Origin of the sequence: Corynebacterium neomassiliense (assembly GCF_900626215.1) — a bacterium.
GTDB lineage: Bacteria > Actinomycetota > Actinomycetes > Mycobacteriales > Mycobacteriaceae > Corynebacterium > Corynebacterium neomassiliense.
Window position 1 is genome coordinate 1483818 of record NZ_LR131106.1, and the last position, 19505, is coordinate 1503322.

At 66.9% G+C, this 19505-nt stretch carries 15 protein-coding genes and 1 tRNA gene; 7 read left to right on the forward strand and 9 right to left on the reverse strand.

What is annotated here, in order from left to right; all coding sequences use genetic code 11:
* The first annotated feature begins 41 nt into the window (after positions 1 to 41).
* Positions 42 to 1250 carry a hypothetical protein gene (locus E0E18_RS06560; protein WP_237559660.1) on the forward strand — a complete coding sequence of 403 codons (1209 nt, stop codon included), beginning with the start codon at positions 42 to 44 and terminating at the stop codon, positions 1248 to 1250.
* On the opposite strand, the gene E0E18_RS06565 is transcribed toward E0E18_RS06560, so the two are convergent.
* Positions 1237 to 2532, reverse strand: a complete 1296-nt coding sequence (locus tag E0E18_RS06565; RefSeq protein WP_130839821.1) for an MFS transporter — start codon at positions 2530 to 2532, stop codon at positions 1237 to 1239. The genes E0E18_RS06560 and E0E18_RS06565 overlap by 14 nt on opposite strands.
* Positions 2533 to 2630: 98 nt before the next feature.
* Here E0E18_RS06565 and E0E18_RS06570 point away from each other — a divergent pair, with 98 nt between their 5' ends.
* Complete coding sequence (locus E0E18_RS06570) at positions 2631 to 4847, forward strand: acyl-CoA dehydrogenase family protein (RefSeq protein WP_130839823.1); 2217 nt, start codon at positions 2631 to 2633, stop codon at positions 4845 to 4847.
* Positions 4844 to 5275: a YccF domain-containing protein gene (locus E0E18_RS06575; protein ID WP_130839825.1), complete on the forward strand. Its 432-nt coding sequence runs from the start codon at positions 4844 to 4846 to the stop codon at positions 5273 to 5275. The genes E0E18_RS06570 and E0E18_RS06575 overlap by 4 nt, the downstream gene beginning before the upstream one ends.
* Positions 5276 to 5355: 80 nt before the next feature.
* Here E0E18_RS06575 and E0E18_RS06580 read toward each other — a convergent pair whose 3' ends face one another.
* The 4 genes from E0E18_RS06580 to E0E18_RS06595 all read right to left on the reverse strand — a co-directional run bounded on the left by E0E18_RS06580 (position 5356) and on the right by E0E18_RS06595 (position 8111).
* Entirely contained in the window at positions 5356 to 5955 is a 600-nt protein-coding gene (locus tag E0E18_RS06580) for a TIGR03086 family metal-binding protein (RefSeq protein WP_130839827.1), read from the reverse strand.
* A gap of 129 nt (positions 5956 to 6084) precedes the next feature.
* Complete coding sequence (locus E0E18_RS06585) at positions 6085 to 6333, reverse strand: hypothetical protein (RefSeq protein ID WP_066588000.1); 249 nt, start codon at positions 6331 to 6333, stop codon at positions 6085 to 6087.
* A 216-nt stretch (positions 6334 to 6549) separates the two neighbouring features.
* Positions 6550 to 6625, reverse strand: a tRNA-Thr gene (locus E0E18_RS06590).
* Positions 6626 to 6776: 151 nt separating this feature from the next.
* Entirely contained in the window at positions 6777 to 8111 is a 1335-nt protein-coding gene (locus E0E18_RS06595; RefSeq protein ID WP_130839830.1) for a DNA polymerase III subunit delta', read from the reverse strand.
* A 79-nt stretch (positions 8112 to 8190) separates the two neighbouring features.
* Here E0E18_RS06595 and E0E18_RS06600 point away from each other — a divergent pair, with 79 nt between their 5' ends.
* Complete coding sequence (locus tag E0E18_RS06600) at positions 8191 to 9843, forward strand: adenylate/guanylate cyclase domain-containing protein (protein WP_130839832.1); 1653 nt, start codon at positions 8191 to 8193, stop codon at positions 9841 to 9843.
* A 28-nt stretch (positions 9844 to 9871) separates the two neighbouring features.
* Here the strand turns inward: E0E18_RS06600 and E0E18_RS06605 are convergent, their stop codons facing one another.
* On the reverse strand, positions 9872 to 11149 hold the full coding sequence (locus E0E18_RS06605; protein ID WP_272914259.1) for an Nramp family divalent metal transporter: 1278 nt from the start codon (positions 11147 to 11149) through the stop codon (positions 9872 to 9874).
* 237 nt (positions 11150 to 11386) lie between these two features.
* Here E0E18_RS06605 and E0E18_RS06610 point away from each other — a divergent pair, with 237 nt between their 5' ends.
* On the forward strand, positions 11387 to 12706 hold the full coding sequence (locus E0E18_RS06610; RefSeq protein ID WP_202616702.1) for an acid phosphatase: 1320 nt from the start codon (positions 11387 to 11389) through the stop codon (positions 12704 to 12706).
* 5 nt (positions 12707 to 12711) lie between these two features.
* Positions 12712 to 14400 (forward strand): alkaline phosphatase D family protein, encoded by a 1689-nt coding sequence (locus tag E0E18_RS06615; protein WP_130839834.1) that lies wholly within the window; start codon positions 12712 to 12714, stop codon positions 14398 to 14400.
* Between the two features lie 50 nt (positions 14401 to 14450).
* Here E0E18_RS06615 and topA read toward each other — a convergent pair whose 3' ends face one another.
* Both topA and E0E18_RS06625 read right to left on the reverse strand, forming a co-directional pair.
* The gene (gene topA / locus E0E18_RS06620) at positions 14451 to 17429 is read right to left on the reverse strand and encodes a type I DNA topoisomerase (RefSeq protein ID WP_130839836.1); all 2979 of its coding nucleotides are present in this window, start codon (positions 17427 to 17429) and stop codon (positions 14451 to 14453) included.
* Positions 17430 to 17658: 229 nt separating this feature from the next.
* Positions 17659 to 18300, reverse strand: coding sequence for an NAD(P)-dependent oxidoreductase (locus E0E18_RS06625; protein ID WP_066588036.1), 642 nt, complete (start codon positions 18298 to 18300; stop codon positions 17659 to 17661).
* A 207-nt stretch (positions 18301 to 18507) separates the two neighbouring features.
* Between E0E18_RS06625 and E0E18_RS06630 the strand changes: the two genes are divergently transcribed.
* Positions 18508 to 18876 (forward strand): winged helix-turn-helix transcriptional regulator, encoded by a 369-nt coding sequence (locus E0E18_RS06630; protein WP_130839839.1) that lies wholly within the window; start codon positions 18508 to 18510, stop codon positions 18874 to 18876.
* A 247-nt stretch (positions 18877 to 19123) separates the two neighbouring features.
* On the opposite strand, the gene E0E18_RS06635 is transcribed toward E0E18_RS06630, so the two are convergent.
* Positions 19124 to 19327 (reverse strand): cold-shock protein, encoded by a 204-nt coding sequence (locus E0E18_RS06635; protein WP_010120999.1) that lies wholly within the window; start codon positions 19325 to 19327, stop codon positions 19124 to 19126.
* Positions 19328 to 19505: the final 178 nt, after the last annotated feature.

A 19505-nucleotide genomic window follows, 5' to 3' on the forward strand; every position in this document is an offset into this window, starting at 1 on the left:
AGCCGGCACGGTTTGCCGGCCGGGCCCTGTCAGCGGCGACCGTGGTCGTCGCCCTCTCCGGCTATGTCGTGATCGTCGTCGCCGGACGGGCACTGGACACCGCCGACTACGAACGTTTCACTGTCTACTGGGGTCTCTTCTTCACCTGCACGGGAATACTCGACGGGCTTCTCCATGAGACCACCCGTGCCGTGGCAGCGCGACGGGTCTCCGGGGCAACCGTCATCCCGGCCGGCCCCGGCAAGCCCGCCCGCCCCCTGCATGTCGCGGCCCAGGCAGCGCTCGCCACAGCCGCTCTCGGGCTCGTCGCTTCCCTGCTGCCGGTGCCGACGATCACCCGGGACCCCGGGGGTACCGGCACTGTCCTGTTCGCACTCGGCCTGGCGTCATACACCGTCCAGGCCGCCGTCTGCGGCATACTCTCGGCCACCGGCCGGTGGAGAGCCTACGCCCGGCTCATCGGGGTCGACAGCGCAGTCCGGGTGGTGCTCGCAGTCGCGGCCTGGGCGGCCGGACTGCAACTCACCGCATTTCTGCTGGTGACCGTCATCGGAGCCGTGAGCTGGACAGGAATACTGTTCACCGGTCGCTCCGGAGTGCGGACCCTGACACAGGCCGTCGCCGATGTCACGACCGGCCGGTTCCTCCGGCGCACCGGGACGGCGATGCTCGCCTCAGGGGCAGGTGCACTGCTCATCACCGGGTTCCCGGTGCTGCTCACCGCCACCTCCGGGGACGCCGCCCCCGGTTCACTCGCCGCCCTGATCACCGCGGTCACCCTGACCAGGGCCCCTCTGCTCGTGCCCCTGCAACGGTTCACCCCGGCGCTCATAGTGCACTTCGCCCGCCGGAAGGACCGGCCGGTCCGTGCCCTGTGGCGTCCGCTGGCGGCCTGCGCGGGTGCCGCAGCCGGTGGCGGGCTGCTCGCCCTGTGGACGGGGGTCCCACTGGCCTCCCTGTTCCTGCCACCGGAACTCGTCACCGGTGCCGGGGTCTACGCTGTCCTGACCTGCGCCTCGGGGGCACTCGCCGTCCTGACCGTCACCGGCACCTCCGTACTGACCCGGGAGCAGCACGGTGCCTACCTCGCAGGCTGGGCGGTGGCCACCGTCACGGCCGCGGCACTCCTCCTGACCGTGGCGGACCCTGTCACAGGGACAGCGCTGGCACTCGGCGTGGCGCCGCTGGCAGGAGCCGTGGTCCACCTGGCGGCACCCGCGCTCATCCCCTCCCGTATCAGGCCTTCGTGACCTCCACGGCAGGCCCGTTGTCCACGGGCAGATTCCGCCGCGAGAAGACGGTGACGACGACCAGGCACAGTACCGACATGACGATCCCGAACCCCAGCATTTCCGGGTAGGTGAAACTGTCGGACAGTTCCGTGAGGATCATCGGGAAGAAGAACCCGATGTACGTCAACGTGTAGTAGACGGCGGTCAGGCCACCGAGGTCGTCCGGACCGGCGATGCGCTGGACCTCGGTCAGCCCGGACACCAGGCACAGCCCGTACCCGCATCCGAGGATCACCGCGACAACGACAGTGTTCCAGATCGCGATACTGCCGGAGGAGGCGGTCGCCACGACCATTCCGACAACGACAATGCACAGTCCGCTGATCGGCCCTCGCGCACTGGAGGTGGTGTTGATCCTCGGACCGAACCTCTGGATGGCGAACCCGCAGCCCAGCGCGATGACGGTGAGCAGGGCGGAGAAGGCGATCGGCGCGGAGACCTGGGACTGGACGAGTCGGGGCATGATCGCGTACGAGACACCGGCGGCGCCGAAGACCCAGGGTGCCATCGGCGCGACGACGGTGAGGAAGCGGGGATGCCGGGCAGTGGGTGTGAGCAGGTCGGACCAGAAAGAACCGCGGACCCTCAGGTGGGCGGACTGACGGGTCTCCGGGACCGAGAGTATCCCCGCCGTGGCGAAGACCGACAGGACGACATGGACGATGTAGGGCAACTGACCGGGAATGGGCCCCCATTCCGCGAGAACACCAGCCAGGCCGGCCCCCAGGCCGAACCCTGCGGTCATCGACATGGTCGCACGCTGAGCTCCCGAGGACGGGCCGGCACCCGGGTCGAAGGGGGCGACGGACAGCTCCTTCACCCACGCTCCACCCGCCGACATGACGATGCCGACAGCCAGACCGGCGAGGACACGGCCCGTGAAAATGGACCACTCCGTGGTTTCACCGGCGGCGATGAACACGCTGCCGAGAAGAGCTATCAGCGGGGCCGGGAGCATGACCGGTTTGCGCCCGTACCGGTCGGACAGTGGACCGCAGACCAGCAGGCCGGCGACGATACCCACCGCGTAGGAGACGAGCAGTGAATCGACGAAGACGTCACTGAACACCGCCTCGTGACGGTAGAAGACCAGCATCGGGGTGGCCTCGTTGCCTCCCCACGCCACACTGAAGACGGCGAAGGCGACGAAGAGCCAGGCTTTCGAGTCCCTGCCCGTGTTTCTGCCCCTGCCTGTCTTCTTCGTCGTCGACACCGGTTGATCCGGTTCTTCCTGAGTCATGTCGTTCATCCTAGACTCCGCCCCCACCTGCATCGCAATGTGGTCAGACCTTAGTGGGGGGCGTTGTCGGAACTCCGGCTCCGATACCATCGGCTGGTATGCCACCCCCCGACACCACAGGACTGACCCGCCGCACCAGAGGAGCCCCGGGAGACTCCCCCCGCAGACTCAGCCCCCCTGACGACACCGAACAACCTTCCGGTTCCGGTACCGCAGCCGGGACCGCATCCCGGGCCACCTCCGAAGTCACCGCCGAACTCAGAGCCGTCCTCGACGGCCCCTTCGCCGCGGCACGTGACTCCGCCAGAGCCCTGACCGAACAGAAGCACTTCCGCCCCGACGCCACCCTCACCCTCGACGAGGCACGCGAAAGGACCTTCGCACAACTCCACGACATCCTCGGCACCGGAGCTCCCCGCGGGGCCTTCCGGACCGCCCACGGCGGCACCGGAGACATCGGCACAACCCTCGCCGCGATCGAGACCGTCGGAGGAGCCGACCTCTCCCTCATGGTCAAGGCGGGAGTCCAGTGGGGCCTGTGGGGCGGAGCGGTGGAGAATCTCGGCACCGAACGCCACATTCCCCTGATCAGGGACATCATGGAGCTTCGTGTCCCCGGCTCCTTCGCGATGACTGAACGCGGACACGGCTCCGACGTCCAGGCACTGCAGACGACCGCCGTGTACGACAGGGTCACCCGGGAATTCGTGATCAACACCCCCACGCCCATGGCGGAGAAGTGGTACATCGGCAACGCGGCCAGGCACGCGACCAAAGCAGCGGTCTTCTGCCAGCTCTACACCCCCGCCGGAGACTACGAACCGGAGGACGCCACCGATCCCACCGTCGTCACAGGTGGCGTCCCCGCGTCCTGGGGCCCCTCCCACGGCGTGCACTGCATCATCGTCGGACTCCGGGACCACGACGGTGGCGTCCTCCCCGGGGTACACATCGGCGACCACGGTCACAAGGGCGGACTTCCCGGCGTCGACAACGGGACAATCAGATTCGACCACGTGCGGGTACCTGCGGAGAACCTGCTCAACCGCTTCGCCGACGTCTCCCCCGACGGCACCTACTCCTCACCCGTCGAATCCGACGGGGCACGGTTCTTCACCATGCTGGGAGCCCTGGTCCGCGGCAGAATCACCGTCGGAGCGTCCGCCGGGGCAGCAGCCCGCACCGCCCTGACGATCGCCACCGGTTACGCCAACAGGCGCCGCCAGTTCGCCCCCCACGACTCACTGCCGGAGACCAGACTCATCGGACACCGGCAGCACCGGCTGCGCCTCATCCCGCTCATCGCCCGTTCCTACGCACTCCAGACCGCGACCAACCAGCTCATCACCAGACTGGCCGAACTGGAGTCCACCGTGCCGGACCGCACAGCCATGACCGATGACCAGGCAGTGGACCAGCGCGAACTCGAGGCCCACGCCGCAGCGCTCAAAGCCGTGAACACCTCCCACGCCACCCGCACCATCCAGGAATGCCGCGAAGCCTGCGGCGGAGCCGGATACATGGCGGAGAACCTCCTCACCTCCTTCAAGGCCGACTCCGACGTCTTCACCACCTTCGAAGGCGACAACGTGGTCATGCTGCAGCTGGCAGCCAAGGAACTCCTCACCGGATTCTCCCGCGAGATGAGCGGACTCGGCCCCCTCGACCTGGTCCGCTTCGGCCTCGACAGTTTCGGGACACTGCTGAAGAGACGCACCGCCGCAGGAACCGTCATCCAGAACCTCGTCGACTCCGTCTCCGACCGCGAGACAACCTCCCTGTTCGACCCCGCCTACCAGATCGAACTCCTCACCGAAAGGGAGGACCGGCTGCTGATGAGTCTCATCCGCAGGATCAGACCGGCCCGGAAAATGGACGTCGCGGACGCCGCAGCCCTCGTCGACAGCACCCAGGACCACATGGTCGCCTGCGCCCTCGCGCACGTGGACCGCATCGTCCTCGAAAGTCTCCTCGAAGCAGAGTCCGGCATGGAGGAAGGCCAGGCCAAGAGAATCATGGAACAGGTCCGCGACGTCTACGTGCTCGACATCATCCACTCCGCCGGCAGCTGGTACCAGGAACAGAACATCCTCACCGGCACCCGCACCAAAGCCGCCCGGGCAGCGCTCAACGACCTCGTCGACTCCCTCGGACCGTGGTCACAGGTACTGGTGGACGCCTTCGCCGTACCCGCCACCGTCCTCGACATCCCCCTGCTCCAGGACGTCGACGACCCCTCCACGCTGACATACCGGTCCGACACCTGTCCGGCCGCCGGAATGCCCCCTGCCGGAGAACCGGAGACGACACCGTGAGACTGCTGCTCAACATCATCTGGCTCGTCCTGTCCGGATTCTGGCTGTTCTGCGCCTACGTGCTCGCCGGAATCATCGCCTGCGTCTTCATCGTGACCATCCCGTTCGGGGTGGCGTCCTTCCGCATCGCCGGGTACGTGCTCTGGCCCTTCGGCCGGGACGTCGTCGACGCCCCGGGAGCGGGAGTGGCCTCCGGAGTCGGCAACATCATCTGGTTCCTCGTCGCCGGTGTATGGCTGGCGGTCGGGCACGTGGTCACCGCGGCCGCGCTCGCGGTGACAGTCATCGGACTGCCCCTGGCCTGGGCGAACCTCAAGCTGATCCCGGTGACCTGCTTCCCCTTCGGCAAGCGCGTCGTGCGTGCCGGAGACCCCGCACGCGCGCCCGTGCACTACCCGGGGGGCATGTCGACTCCACAGGCCCGGTGACGCGCGGGCAGGTGAACAGCCCCGGCAAGGACCGGACAGGGGAACCGGCCGGTCAGGGCCTGCTGATCAGGACCTGCCGGTCAGGGCCTGCCGGCAGAACCCTGCCGGTCAAGGCCGAAAGCCGGGTCGCGACCCACATACGCCATGAGACGGATCGTGGGGGTGGCGTCCTCCGGAGCCTCGACAGGAGGACCGAAACCACCCCCCGCCTGAAGCTGATCACCCAGTGAGCGCAGACCGGCGAGATTCCTCTCCGCGAAATCGGGGTCCAGCTCCACATCACGGCCCTGGGACCTGGCGAGATCCCAGGTGTGCATGAAGATGTCCGGGATGAAGAACGCGGTCGCGTTACGGGACAACGGCTGCCCCGGCACCGGCCCCCGGGACACCGTCCGCTGAGCGACCTCCGGGTCGTCGAGAGCATCCTGGACAATTGCCGCGAACTGACGCCAGGCTGCGGCAGGATCCGAGTACTTGTCCTCCTGCAGGTCCACAGGCACCCCGACATCCTCCAACGCCGGAGTGAACCAGCTGATCAGATGCCCCACCAGGTCACGGGCCTTCCACTTCGCACAGGGAGTCTGGGAGTCCCACCCCTCCCCGGTGACCCCGGTGGCCTGCGCGGTGAAACCCTCGGCAACCTCACGGAACCGGTCGGCAGGTGCAGTGGACAGAGCCATGGTTGACCTCCTCGGTGACGGATACAGCTCGGTACCGAGACTACTCCGGGGCCTGCTCCGGGAAGTGCTCCGGGAACCTCCCCGGGCAGCCCGGAGGGACCGGGACGGGTGCAGCCGGAATACAGGGAGTCAGGACGCCTTCTCCGGGGTCAGCTCGACAATGGTGAACTCGTCCCCGGTACCCTGACCGGACCGGTGCTCGACAGCCAGCTCGGCGGTACGGCGCAGCTGATGGGAGGCGTCAAACTCCCACGGCTCGGAAGGCCCCTCGCGTCGCAGGACAGCAAAGCGGTCACTGTGCTGTTCCTCACCTGCCACGACAACCTTCGCGCCGGTCTCCGGGTCGGTGTAGCTGTACTGGTTGCCGATGTCGGACATGTGGTGGCTCCTGGGATTCTGGTGGGCGGTGAATACAGATCACCCGAGAGAGTACCCGGTACCCCCGGGCGACCGGGCCGAAACCGCAGGACGGGTGTCGCGGACCTCACTTCCCCACCCACACCACACCCTCACCCGTCTGCAGCACCAGAACCCCGGACACAGGAGTACCCCGGACAGAACCGTGGTTTACACAGTGTTCTACCTGGGGTTACGTGGAGCCGCTTGCGAGAATCGAACTCGCGACCTTCTCATTACGAGTGAGACGCTCTACCGACTGAGCTAAAGCGGCACGATCGGTAATCCTAACGGACACCACACAGCACCGGCAAACCAGGGGCACACAGTCCCCGCTCCTGCGCCGGTACCTGCCGGAACCTGCCGGAACCGGACGTCCACCCGCCGTCCCCTGTCTTCGGTTCCCTCAGGTCCGGCGGAGACCCTCACACCTGCCCGCAGCACTCCCGGAGCCGGCCGACCATGGCATTCAGCGCCACTTCGGGTTTGACGTTGCGGCGCAGCGTCTCCCGGCACCGGGTCACCGCATCGATGCACTGCACCAGGGCCTCGGGCGTGTTGCGGCGGGCCAGTTCCCGCGACACCTTCTGCTGGTCCGGGTGGAGAAAACCGCCGACCGGAACCGGTGGGGCGTCCTGCGGGGCAGGGGGGCCTGCCCCGGACTCCCCGACAACTCCCGGAGTGACTGCCCCGGCGGCGATCATCATGGCGTCCCGGTAGAGTCCGGCGATGTCGATGAGTGCCAGATCCAGGGAGTCCCGCAGCATCCTCGTACGCCGGTTCTTCTGCTGCTTCTCAAGTTCCTTCACCTGCCCGGCAGATCCGACCTGGGCTCTGGCGACACCCCTGCCTTTCGCCCCCATGCCCAGGGAACTCTCGAGCTCCTCCAGTTCCCGGGCGTCCCGTTCCTCTGAAGACGCTGCTGCTTCCAGGGTCGCGGTCTTCACCAGTTCCGCGGTGAACCTGTACCCCTCCCCTGAACGGTAGATCAGGCCGGGCAGTTTCAACGCCGTGGCGCGTTTGGTCCGGGCCGCCTCATCGGAGGCCAGGTGACGTGCACGCCCGATGTGCCCTCCGGAAACTTCCGCGGCCCAGTGCGCCTGCTCTTCCGTCAGGCCGAGCCGGGGATCTGCCCGGAGCACCAACTCCACCTCGTGTTCCGACGGCGTCGGAACGTAGATGTGCCGGCACCTGGACCGCAGGGTGATGGAGATGTCCTCCGGGTCGGTCGAGGGCGCACACAGCAGGAACACCGTGTGGGCTGGCGGCTCTTCCACACTCTTGAGCAGGGCGTTGGCTCCGGAGTCCCCGAGACGGTCAGCGTCCTCCACGATGACCACACGCCACCGAGCCACCGACGGCAGTACTGCCGAGGTGCGGATGATGTCCCGGACATCGTCCACCGGAATCGTGACACCGTCGGTCCTGATCCACGAGATGTCCGGGTGCGTTCCCGCCGCGGCCGACCTGCACTGGTCACACTCCCCGCACCCGGCGATCTCCGGATTCTCGCACACCAGTGCGGTGGCGAACGCTCTGGCCGCCACGGAACGCCCGGAACCGGGTGGCCCGGTGAACAGCCAGGAATGGGTCATCGCGGCGTCATTGACCGCTTCGTCGGACACCCCGAACCGGTCCCGGTCCCGGTCCCGGACCCTGGCGCGGGCGGAGCGGACCGCGTCCCGCAGGGGGCCGCTGACGTGCGGACTCAGCGCGGAACGGGCGAACACGTCGGCGGCGGGAGTGACCGGAGCTGACATGACCGTCAGTCTAGACGGGTCACGGTCAGGCAGGTGCTGCGGGGACACCCGTCCTCCCGCTCCGATAGGCTGGACAACCATGCGGCGACTAGCACGGTACCTACGGTGGGCATGGGGCACGAGCTGGCCCCTTTATGCCCTGTCTGTACTGGTCGTCAACGTTTTCGGCGCTCTCGCCGTCGCCACGTTCCTGCGTTTCCTCGTCCCGCTGCCCGGCGCCAGGGAATTCCTGTCGGTGAGTACACTCACGGCGTCCCTCTACGTGGGCTACTTCGGGTTCGCGATCATTGTGGGTGTCGGCATGACCCTGTACTTCTTCACACCCGTTCTCGGCTGGGAACGGGCCCCCGACAGCTACGACCCGACCATGATCAGGCGTCTCGTCCTACGGATACCCGGCTTCCAGGCGCTGCTGGGAGCGGTGCTCTGGCTCGTGGGCGTGGTGATGTTCACCGTTGTCGCCATGGCTGAGGTGTCCCGGAGCTGGGCGCTCACCGTGGCCGTGACCGCGATCCTGGGCGGGGCGATGGTGGTGCTGCTGACCTACATGGTCGCCGAGCGCATGGTCCGTCCGGTCGCCGCCCGCGCCCTGAAACCTGAACTGGGGTCAGAGGGCAGGATCGCACCGTTGTCCCGGCAGATCACCTTCGTGTGGATCCTCACGTCCGCCGTCCCGGTGATCGGGGTGGTGCTCATGGTGGTGGCCCAGGCCAGCGGGTTCTTCGGAGGGGATGCCACCGAGATCCTCCCCGGTGTACTGGCGTTGAGCCTGACGGAGCTTTTCACCGGGTTCTCCGGAACCCGGCTCATGACCATGACCGTCGTCGATCCGATCCGTGAGCTGCAGGTGGCCATGAACCGCGCCCGCAGGGGGGACAATGACGCCAAAGTGCGGATCTACGACAGTTCCGAGATCGGGGTTCTGCAGGCCGGCTTCAACGAGATGATGACGGGTTTGAGGGAACGGGAGCGGGTCCGGGAGCTCTTCGGCCGTTATGTCGGGGACGAGGTCGCCCGGCGGGCCCTGGAGGAGAAGCCGACGCTGGGCGGCGAGAACCGCCAGGTCGGGGTCCTCTTCGTCGATGTCGTGGGTTCCACCGGGTTCGCGGTGTCCCGGGAGCCGCAGGAGGTCGTCCGCGCACTGAACCGCTTCTTCGACATCGTGGTGGAGGTCGTGCACCGTAACCGGGGAATCATCAACAAGTTCGAAGGTGACGCCGCGCTCGCGGTGTTCGGTGCCCCGCTGCCGTTGGACGACATCGCCGGCCACACCCTCGCCGCAGCCCGTGAGCTGAAGACAGAACTGACCGAACAGGAGCTTCCCGCCGGCATCGGCGCCGCCGTCGGGCCCGTCGTCGCAGGACACATCGGGGCGAAGAACAGGTTCGAGTACACGGTCATCGGAGACGCCGTGAACGCCGCGGCCCGCCTCACCGACGTGGCCAAGGAAACACCGGGGCGCGTCCTGACCACCGCGGGCACAGTGCGTCAGGCCAACGAGGCCGAGCAGGCGCGGTGGACGATGCTGAAATCGGTGGAACTACGGGGACGCCGCGAAATGACCCAGCTGGCACGTCCCATCCGGCCGACGATGGCGGAAAGGGAAGCGGAGCGCGCGGCAGAACGCGAGGCGGAAAAAGTAGCGGAGCGTGAGGCGGAACAGACTCCGCAGCAGACTCCGCAGAGCCCCGCCGCCGGGTCAACTGCAGCAGCGACCGGAACCGACCGGTGACCCCGCCGGGGAGTCACCCCGGCCGCTGCTAGCCCTGCCCGGTCACGGTCAACCAGATGAGCACCACATTGAGCGCGATAATGACGGTCGCGAAGAACCAGCCGACCAGTGTCAGCCCCCGGGCGTTGACGTAACGCCCCATGAGTGAACGCTTCGCGGTCAGCGCCACCAGAGGCACCAGCGCGAAGGGGATACCCACCGACAGGACGACCTGACTGATCACCAGGGCCCAGGTGGGGTCAATGCCCAGTGCCAGGACCGCCAGTCCCGGAATCATCGTGACCAGGCGGCGCAGCAGGATCGGGATGCGGATCTTCAGCAGGTCCCTCATGACCATGTCGCCGGCATAGCAGCCCACCGAGGTCGACGCCAGACCCGATGCCAGCAGACCGATGGCGAACAGTGCCCCGATGACCGGACCGAGAGCATCGGTCACGGCGGCATGGGCGCCCTCGATCGAGTCCGTACCCTCCACACCACGCAACGCCTGGGCCGCGAGACACAGCATCGCGATGTTGACCGTACCCGCCAGGCAGAGTGCCCCGAACACGTCGATCCTCGTGGCCTTGAGGTGCCTGCGCATCGACGCCTCCGTGCCCGGGTTGAAGCTCCGGTCACGGACCAGACCCGAGTGCAGGTAGACGGCGTGCGGCATGACGGTGGCGCCGAGCATGGACGCCGCGAGAATCACCGAGTGCGTCCCCTGGAACCGGGGGACGATCCCCTCGACCATCTCACCGACCGACAGGCCGGTGACGAACAGGCCCGACAGGAAGCCGACAGTGATGATGACGAGGAAGCCGACGATGATCGCCTCGAAGGTGCGCTGCCTCTTCCTGCCCTGGAAGGCCAGCAGTCCCAGAGACACTGCGCCGACGATGAAACCACCGAGCAGCTGGGGGATTCCGAACAGCAGGTGGAGGGCGACAGCGCCGCCGATCACCTCGGCGATGTCCGTCGCCGCGGCGATGATCTCCGCCTGCCCCCAGTAGGCGAGGCGTCCCGCACGGGACCTGCTGCGACGGGCGTCGAACCAGTCCGAGATATTTGCGGTCAGACTCCTGCCGGTGACAAGGCCGAGCTTCGCGGACAGGTACTGGACGACCATGGCCATGATGTTCGCGGCCACCAGCACCCACAGCAACATGTACCCGTACTCGGCACCTGCCGAGAGGTTGGCGGCGACGTTACCGGGATCGACGTAGGCGATGGCGGCGACGAACGCCGGCCCGAGGATGCCTATGATCCGGGGTTTCTTCTTCTCTCCGCCTGCGGGCCCGTCCGGCCGCGTAGCGGTCTGCGCCACCGTGGTTCCCACGGTCTTGTCCGCAGCCTGTCCCGCATCCTGCACTGACACTGTTCTCCACCTGTCATCAGAGAGTTCAATTATGTGAACATCATCGTAGGACCGCTCGAAAACAGGGTCAAACGATGGGTCACAGCTGTCGCAACAGTCGAGCACCGCGTCGTATTGATATAAATTCACCACAAGTTCACTCTGGGGCCACTGTCCCGGTGTCTGCGCCGCTTAGCCTGACCGCACGTGAAGACCCGCAGACTACTTCCCGCGCGACCCGTCGCAGCGGTGCTCATCGCCTCCCTGACATCCGCCACCATCATCCTTCCCCAGGCCGCCGCCGCCCCGGCAGCGGACAGGTCACCTGTCGACCAGCTCACCGGCCAGGTCCGTGACCTTCAGTCCCAGTTCCTTCCGTCCACACTGCCGGCGGTCCAGCACCCCGGCGCTCCCGTCCCCCAGCCGTTCGGGCCGGACGCCTACGTCGGATACATCTCGGACATCAGCTCCTACCCGGGAGGAACCTACTACCAGGTGGTCGACGGTTTCAACGATCTGCGCGACAACCACCCGGAAATCATCACCGAGAACCTCGACACCGTGGTCAGGATCAACAACACCGCCTCCCCGGACCGCGTGGCCCGGGCACAGGCGGATGCCAGGGTCGACGACGGCGATCTCCTCGCCGGATTCTCCGACGCTTTCGGAACCACCCTCGCCCCCCTGGTCCGCACCGCCATCGAAGAGAACCGGCTGCCGAAGACCAGGGCGCTCCTCGACTCCGGCTATTTCTCCCGCGCCCAGGGAATCGCGGCGTCCACCCTGGTGGAGAAGGAGATCTTCGACAATCCCCGCCCCTTCGAGGTCGCCCCGGACCGGATCGTGCACCACAACGACGATTCCGGCGAAGACTACTACGAACTCGGTGGTTCGGCGTCCTTCCCCTCCGGACACACCAACCAGGCGGTCCTGGTGACCACCCTGCTCGCCGCGGTCCTTCCGGAACTGGCCCCCCAGCTCGTCGCCCGTGGATCTGACGCCGGCGAGAGCCGGGTGGTCATGGGCGTGCACTACCCGTTGGACGTCATCGGCGGGCGCATGACCGGCACTGCCGCGGCAGCCGACCGCTGGAACGACCTGAAAATGCGGGACGCACTGACCCAGGCAGGTCAGGAGATCCGTGCCGAACTCGAGTGGAGGCTCGGCCGGCCGCTGTCCGAGGCTGTGGCAGCACAGGACGCCGCCGGCGGCAGCTACCGGAGCGACGACGAAGCGGCCCGGACCTACGCGGAACAGGGAACGTACGGCTTCCCCACCGTGTACGCCACGGACGTACCCGTGACCGTCCCGCAGGCTGCCCCGGACCTGCTGATCAACCGCTTCCCCACGCTCACCTGGGAACAGCGTGCCACGGTCATCGCAACCACCGCCCTTCCGTCAGGGTATCCCCTCGACGACCAGGGTCCTGACGGGTCGTGGCAGCGCATCAACCTCGCCGCCGCGTACTCCGCACAGGTCGACGTCAACGCCGACGGTTCGCTCACAGTCAACGGCAGGAAGGCCTGAGACCGGTGTCCCCCTACTCCCGTCGCAGCTTCCTCACCGGCGCCACCGCTCTCTGCGTCCTCACCTACGCGGCCGGCACGGTCAACCTCGTGTCCGCGAACGTGCAGGGCGCCACCGGTTTCCTCCATTCCGTCGCCTCCGGCGACCCTCTCCCGGACGCCGTGGTCCTGTGGACCCGCGTCACCCCCTCCCCTGACGCCGTACCCGGCTCCGGGCTCGGATCCCCGGTCACCGTCAGGTGGGAGGTGTCGACCTCCCCCGGGTTCACCGACACCGTGAACTCCGGTGAGGTGACCACCGACGCCTCCGCGGACCACACGGTGAAGGTGGACGCCACGGGCCTGGAGCCCTCCACCGACTACTTCTACCGCTTCACCGTCGTCGACGGGCCCGCCACCGGTACCGTCTCCCGCACCGGTCGTGCCAGGACCGCCCCGGCCGTCGGAGCTGACCCGGGGAGCCTCAGGTTCGGTGTCTGCTCGTGCGCGAACTACGAGGCCGGGTACTTCCGCGCCTACCGGGAGATGGCCGACCGGGACGACCTCGAGTTCACCCTGCACCTCGGGGATTTCACCTACGAGTACGCCACCGGGGAGTACGGGGCGATGCACGAGACGACCGTGCGCCGCGTCCAGCCCGCCAACCGGACCACCTCCCTCTCCGACTACCGGATCCGGCAGGGCCACTACCACAGGGACGCCGACCTGGCGGACCTGCTCGCAGCCCGCCCGCTCATCGCGATCTGGGACGACCACGAGTTCGCCGACAACACGTGGAGGGACGGTGCCACCGGCAACTCCATCGAACCCGGGGACGACTTCGCCGCGATGAAGGCCGCCGCCACCCAGGCCTACCTGGAGTGGATGCCGTTGCGCGGCGTCCCCGCCCAGAGGCATCTCCGGTTCGGTACCCTCGCCGAACTGATCATCCCGGACCTGCGCTCCTACCGTGACGAGCAGCAGGAGATCCCGGCGGCGTGGAGAGGTTCCGCGGATCCTGCGCGGACCATGATGGGACGCTCCCAGTTCGACTGGTTCGCCGACGTCCTCACCACGTCCGACACCCGCTGGCAGCTCATAGGCAACGAGGTGATGTTCGCCCCGATGACCCTGCCTGACTCACTCGACCCCCGCATCCACGACTGGCTCGTGGAGAAGACAGGGATCCCCGCGGACGGCCTGGCACTCAACGCCGACCAGTGGGACGGGTACATGGCTGAACGCCAGCGGATCATCGACCTGATCGTCGGAGACGGCTCCGTCCCGGCCCGCGGCGGCGTGGTGTTCCTCACCGGAGACATCCACTCGTCCTGGGCTGCGGACATTCCCGCCAACGCCGGTGACTGGCGTCTGGGCCGGAACACCCGTGCCGCCGCGACGGAATTCGTGACCCCGTCAGTGACGGCGGCCAGCGCCTTCGACGGGATCGCCACCTCCCCTGCCCTCGACGCACCCGTCGCCGCGGTGCTCAGTGCCGGTGAGCAGATCCTCAGGCAGGTCGACAACTGGTTCCGGTACGTCGACCTCTCCCGTCACGGGTACATGGCCGTGGACGTGGACGCGAACCGTGTCCAGGTCGACTGGCACCACGGCGACGTACTGACCCCGGACGCCCCTCTGGCATGGTCGACGAGCTACCAGGCGGTCCACGGTTCTCCCGGGGCACGCCCGGTGGGAGCGCCGCTTCCGAGGTGAGCCGGCGCGGGGACGCGGGCGGGAATGCCACGCGCGGTAGTGGTTGTGGTCTACCTCTCCGCCGTGGACTTCCTGACCGTCTTCTTGACTGTCTTCTTCGCCGTCTTCTTCGCAGGGGACGCCTTACGCGAAGACTTCGCCGACTTCTTTGCCGGCCCCCCCTCTGCGGCCTCCTTCGCCCTCCGCTCACTGAGCAGTTCGTTGGCCCTGGCATCGGTCATGGTCTCGGGTGTGTCGCCCCGACGCAGAGACGCATTCGTCGTCCCGTCGGTCACGTAGGGGCCGAAGCGTCCCTCCTTCACCGTCATCGGCTTACCGGAGACATCATTGTCCCCCAGCTGCTTCAGCGGCGGCTTCGCCGCGGCGCGCCCACGACGCTTCGGTTCGGCGTAGATCCGCCGTGCCTCTTCGAGGGTGACCGTGAAGACCTGGTCCTCACTGGCGAGGGAACGGGAATCGTTGCCCTTCTTCAGGTAGGGGCCGAACCTGCCGTTCTGCGCCAGGATCATCTCACCGTCTGACGGGTCGACACCCACCTCGCGGGGAAGGGACATGACCTTCAGGGCGTCCTCGAGGGTCACCGTTGCCGGGTCCATGGACGACAGCAGTGACGCAGTCTTCGGCTTCAGGGTCTCCTCGAGGATCTCCCTGATCCGACGTTCCTTCCTGTTCTGTGCCGTCTTCGTCTCTCTGCTGAGGGGTTTCTTGCCCTCGGCGGCGCGCGCGGCGTCCTCGGCGTCCCGTTCCGCGTCGATGACTTTCTCCGCCTCGGCGACGACCCTGGCCTCTTCGTCGTCGGTGACCTTCTCGGTCACATAGGGGCCGTACCGTCCCTCGCGGACGACGATGACCCGGCCGTTAGCCGGGTTGACGCCCAGTTCCCGTCCACCCTGCGGGGTGGAGAAGAGCTTCTCCGCGATCTCCGGGGTCAGTTCGTCCGGAAGGAGCGACTCCGGCAGGTTCGCGCGCTGCACGGTCGGTTCGCCTCCCTCGGTCGTCGGGGGAACGATTCTCTCCAGGTAAGCCCCGTAGCGTCCCACCCGCACGACCACCGGGACGCCGGCGGCGTCGTCGAACAGGTGCAGTGAGTTGACCTTACGGGCGTCGATCTGCTCGAGGTTGTCGGCCACGAGATGCTTGAGACCGCCCAGGCGGGCGACAGTTTCCGCCGGAGCGTCGGAGGCGGACGTGTCCCCGAAGTAGAACCCCTGTAACCAGTGGGACCTGTTCTCCTCACCGCGGGCGATCTCGTCGAGTTCGTCCTCCATCGACGAGGTGAACTCGTAGTCGACGAGGGAACCGAAGTTGTCTTCGAGCAGCCCGACCACGGCAAAAGCAGTCCAGCTGGGTACCAGAGCCGAACCCCGGGAGACCACATATCCGCGGTCCTTGATCGTCTTGATGATCGAGGCGTAGGTGGAGGGTCGGCCGATTCCGAGCTCCTCCATGGTCTTGACCAGGGAGGCTTCGGTGTATCGTGCCGGCGGCTGGGTCTCATGGCCCTTGGCCTCGACCGCCGCGGCATCCAGGGCGTCACCCACGGCGAGCACGGGCAGGGCTTTCTCGGCGTTGTCCGCGACATCCCGGCCGTCGGCGTTGCGGGTGGACTCCACATAGGCTTTCAGGAATCCGGGGAAGGTGATCGTACGTCCGCTGGCCTGCAGGTCGACGTTCTCCCCGGAGGATGCGGTGCCCGAGACCGTCACCTTCATCGAGGTTCCCCGGGCGTCAGCCATCTGTGAGGCGACGGTGCGCTGCCAGATCAGCTCGTAGAGTCTGAACTCTTCGGCGTCCAGCTGGGAGGCGAGTGCCCCGGGGGTGGCGAAGGTCTCACCGGCCGGGCGGATGGCCTCGTGTGCCTCCTGGGAGTTCTTCACCTTGCGGGTGTACTGCCGGGGAGAATCTGCCACATAGGCGGGACCGTAGAGCTCGGCGGCCTGCTGCCGGGCCGCGGCGATGCCCGAGGCGGAGAGGGTCGTCGAGTCGGTACGCATGTAGGTGATGTGACCGTTCTCGTAGAGCCTTTGCGCGATCCGCATCGTGCGCTCCGAGGTGAAGTGCAGCTTCCTGCCCGCCTCCTGCTGGAGGGTGGACGTCATGAACGGTGCGTAGGGACGCCGTGTGTACGGCTTCTCCTCCACGTCAGACACTGCCATGGTGGCACCGGTCAGGGCGTCAGCAAGAGCACGGGCACGGGCCTCGTCGAGCACTGTGACATTCTGCCGGGACCTGCTTGTCCGCAGTTTCCCGTCCTCACCGAAGTCCCGGCCTCTGGCGACTCTCGCACCGTCCACGGCGACCAGGTCGGCATCGAAGGTACGGGGATTTCCGCCCGCGGCGTCGGAAGCCCCACGGTCCCCGCGGTCAAGCGTCGCGGTCAGGTCCCAGTAGCCGGCCCTGACGAAGGCCATACGCTCACGCTCACGGCGGACGATGACCCGCGTGGCGACGGACTGCACCCGGCCCGCCGACAGCCGCGGCATGACCTTCTTCCACAACACCGGTGAGATCTCGTACCCGTAGAGGCGGTCCAGGACCCGTCGGGTCTCCTGGGCGTCCACCAGGTCGAGATCAAGCTCACGGGTGTTCTCCGCGGCTTCACGGATAGCTTCCGGGGTGATCTCGTGGAAGACCATCCGGCGGACCGGAACCTTCGGCTTGAGCACTTCGAGGAGATGCCAGGCAATGGCCTCCCCCTCACGGTCGGGGTCGGTGGCCAGCAGAAGTTCGTCGGCCTGCCTGAGCTTCGCCCTGAGGTCGGCGACCTTCTTCTTCTTGTCCGCACTGACGAGGTAGAGCGGCTGGAAGTCGTGCTCGACGTTCACGCCGAGACGTGCCCACGGTTCCTTCTTGTACTTCGCGGGAACATCGGCGGCCCCCCGGGGCAGGTCACGGATATGTCCGACGGACGCCTCGACGATATATCCGTCGCCGAGGTAGCGCTGGATCTTCTTCGCTTTCGTGGCGGACTCCACGATCACGAGCTTCCTGCCGCTACCGCCCGTACCCGCACTATCCTGCGCTGCCATCCGGTCCGTCCTACCTTCATACCTCGAAACCAGTCTCGACGTGCGACCATACACGGACCACCGGACAGGTGTGTGTTTCCCTCCGTTGTAGCGGGGGGAAGTCGTACCGTCCCCCGCCACCGCGGATGCCGCCGGTACACGGACCGTCCAACGACGGTTGTGCCTGTGGCGGGGAGCCCTTGCCCGACATCGGGAGGACGGTCAGAAGCGTGCCGGCAGGGCCTGTCGGTCAGGCGTTGGCGACGGTGAAACGTGCACGCCGGTGAGCCGGCTTCTCCAGCTCGTCGACCGCTGCCCTGGCGAAGGTACCGGCGGTCACGAAGTCACCGGCAGGCTGGTCGTCACCGAGGTTGTAGGACTCGGTGGGCTCACCCGGGGCGATCTGGGGCGCCGGGGCGAGCATGGTCCAGTCGAGGTCACGGGCGGACCCCTGCCAGAGCTCCAGGATCCTGGCGAAGCTCTCCGCTTCGGCCTTGTACGCGGCGGGGAAGTCGGGGGTGTCCTTGAGCATCGTGCCGTCCGGGGTACGGGTGGCTCCTGCCCCTCCGACAATGAAGATGCGGGCGGTGATCTTCGCCCCTGCGAAGGCTGCGACGATGCGCGAATGGGCGTCGATGATGGGCTGGACCGAGCTTCCGTCACGCGGACCGGGCACGGAGAACACGATGATGTCCGTGGCGCGGGCCTTCTCCACGACGTCTCCGGTGTCGGCGATGTCACCGGTGACATAGGTGACGCCGGGGACCGGGTTCTTCACATGATCCGGGTTTCCCCTGGTCACTCCGGTGACGGTGAACCCACGGGAAGCTGCTTCGGCGGTGATGGCGGACCCGACCATGCCGGTGGATCCGTAGACGGTGACGGTGCTCATGAACTGACCTTTCGTGACGGTGTGCGACAACGACGGCGCCTGCCGGCACCGTACCTGACCTGAAGGGACCGGTTCGGCGGTCCCGGGCCACGACCCGTAACGGGTGTCGTCGTGGTTACGCAACCGACCATACCCTTGTAACTTACCAATGTAAAGTGTGTATACGGTGTTGTTCCGGCGGCCGCTGCCGGTGCTAGTCTGATTCACATGTCCACAGCAGTCCCCCCATCACCTTCCTGGAATCCGGCCGCGCGCAACTGCCCGAGCCGAGTCCTCTTCACCACCGTCGGCGACAGGTGGAACATGCTGATACTTCTGGCCCTCGAGGACGACAACCGGCGTTTCGGAGACCTCAAGAAGCACGTGGACGGCATCTCCGACAAGGTGCTGACACAGCGCCTCGGCGTCCTCACCTCCGACGGACTGGTCGAACGGACCGCCTACCCCGAAATTCCCCCCCGGGTCGTCTACCGGCTGACCGACCTGGGCCGTTCCGCACTCACCCCGGTACACGCCATGTTCACCTGGACAGTCGAACACATGGATTCGGTCGTCGCCTGGCAGGAACAGCACTGACCCGACCGACCTCGGCAAATTCCGGGGCAAACTCCGGGGCAGGTTCCGGGGCAGGTTCCGGACGCCGGTGGCGGCATTGCCGCCCAGCACAGGAAGACTGACCGCCGCGACCGCAGCGGGGACATCCTGAGACACGACACCGCCCCCCACCGGACGTATCCGGTGGGGGGCGGTGTCTTCGAACGGTTCCGGCAGAGCAGAACCGGTCTCCGAGACCCGGGGGGACCCTTTCAGGCCCCGGAGGGTCTTAGAGAGCGGTGACCTGCTGAGCCTGCGGGCCCTTGGCGCCCTCGCCGATCTCGAACTCAACCTGCTGGTTCTCCTCGAGGGTACGGAAGCCGTTGCCCTGGATCTCGGAGTAGTGGACGAAGACGTCAGCGCCACCATCGTTCGGTGCGATGAAGCCGTAGCCCTTTTCAGCGTTGAACCACTTGACGGTTCCCTGTGCCATGTTCTTACCTTCTTCAGATTCGGTGATCGACATCTCCACGTTCTTTTACGGAGACACCGGGCCGATGCATAGACCACCGGAGTGGAGGTCCGTCCGCATTCAAGACAACTCCCGCGAACGTTTCGCCTACTGACTCGGCGAAGAACCGGTGGAACAGCGAGCAAAGCGACGCACAGAA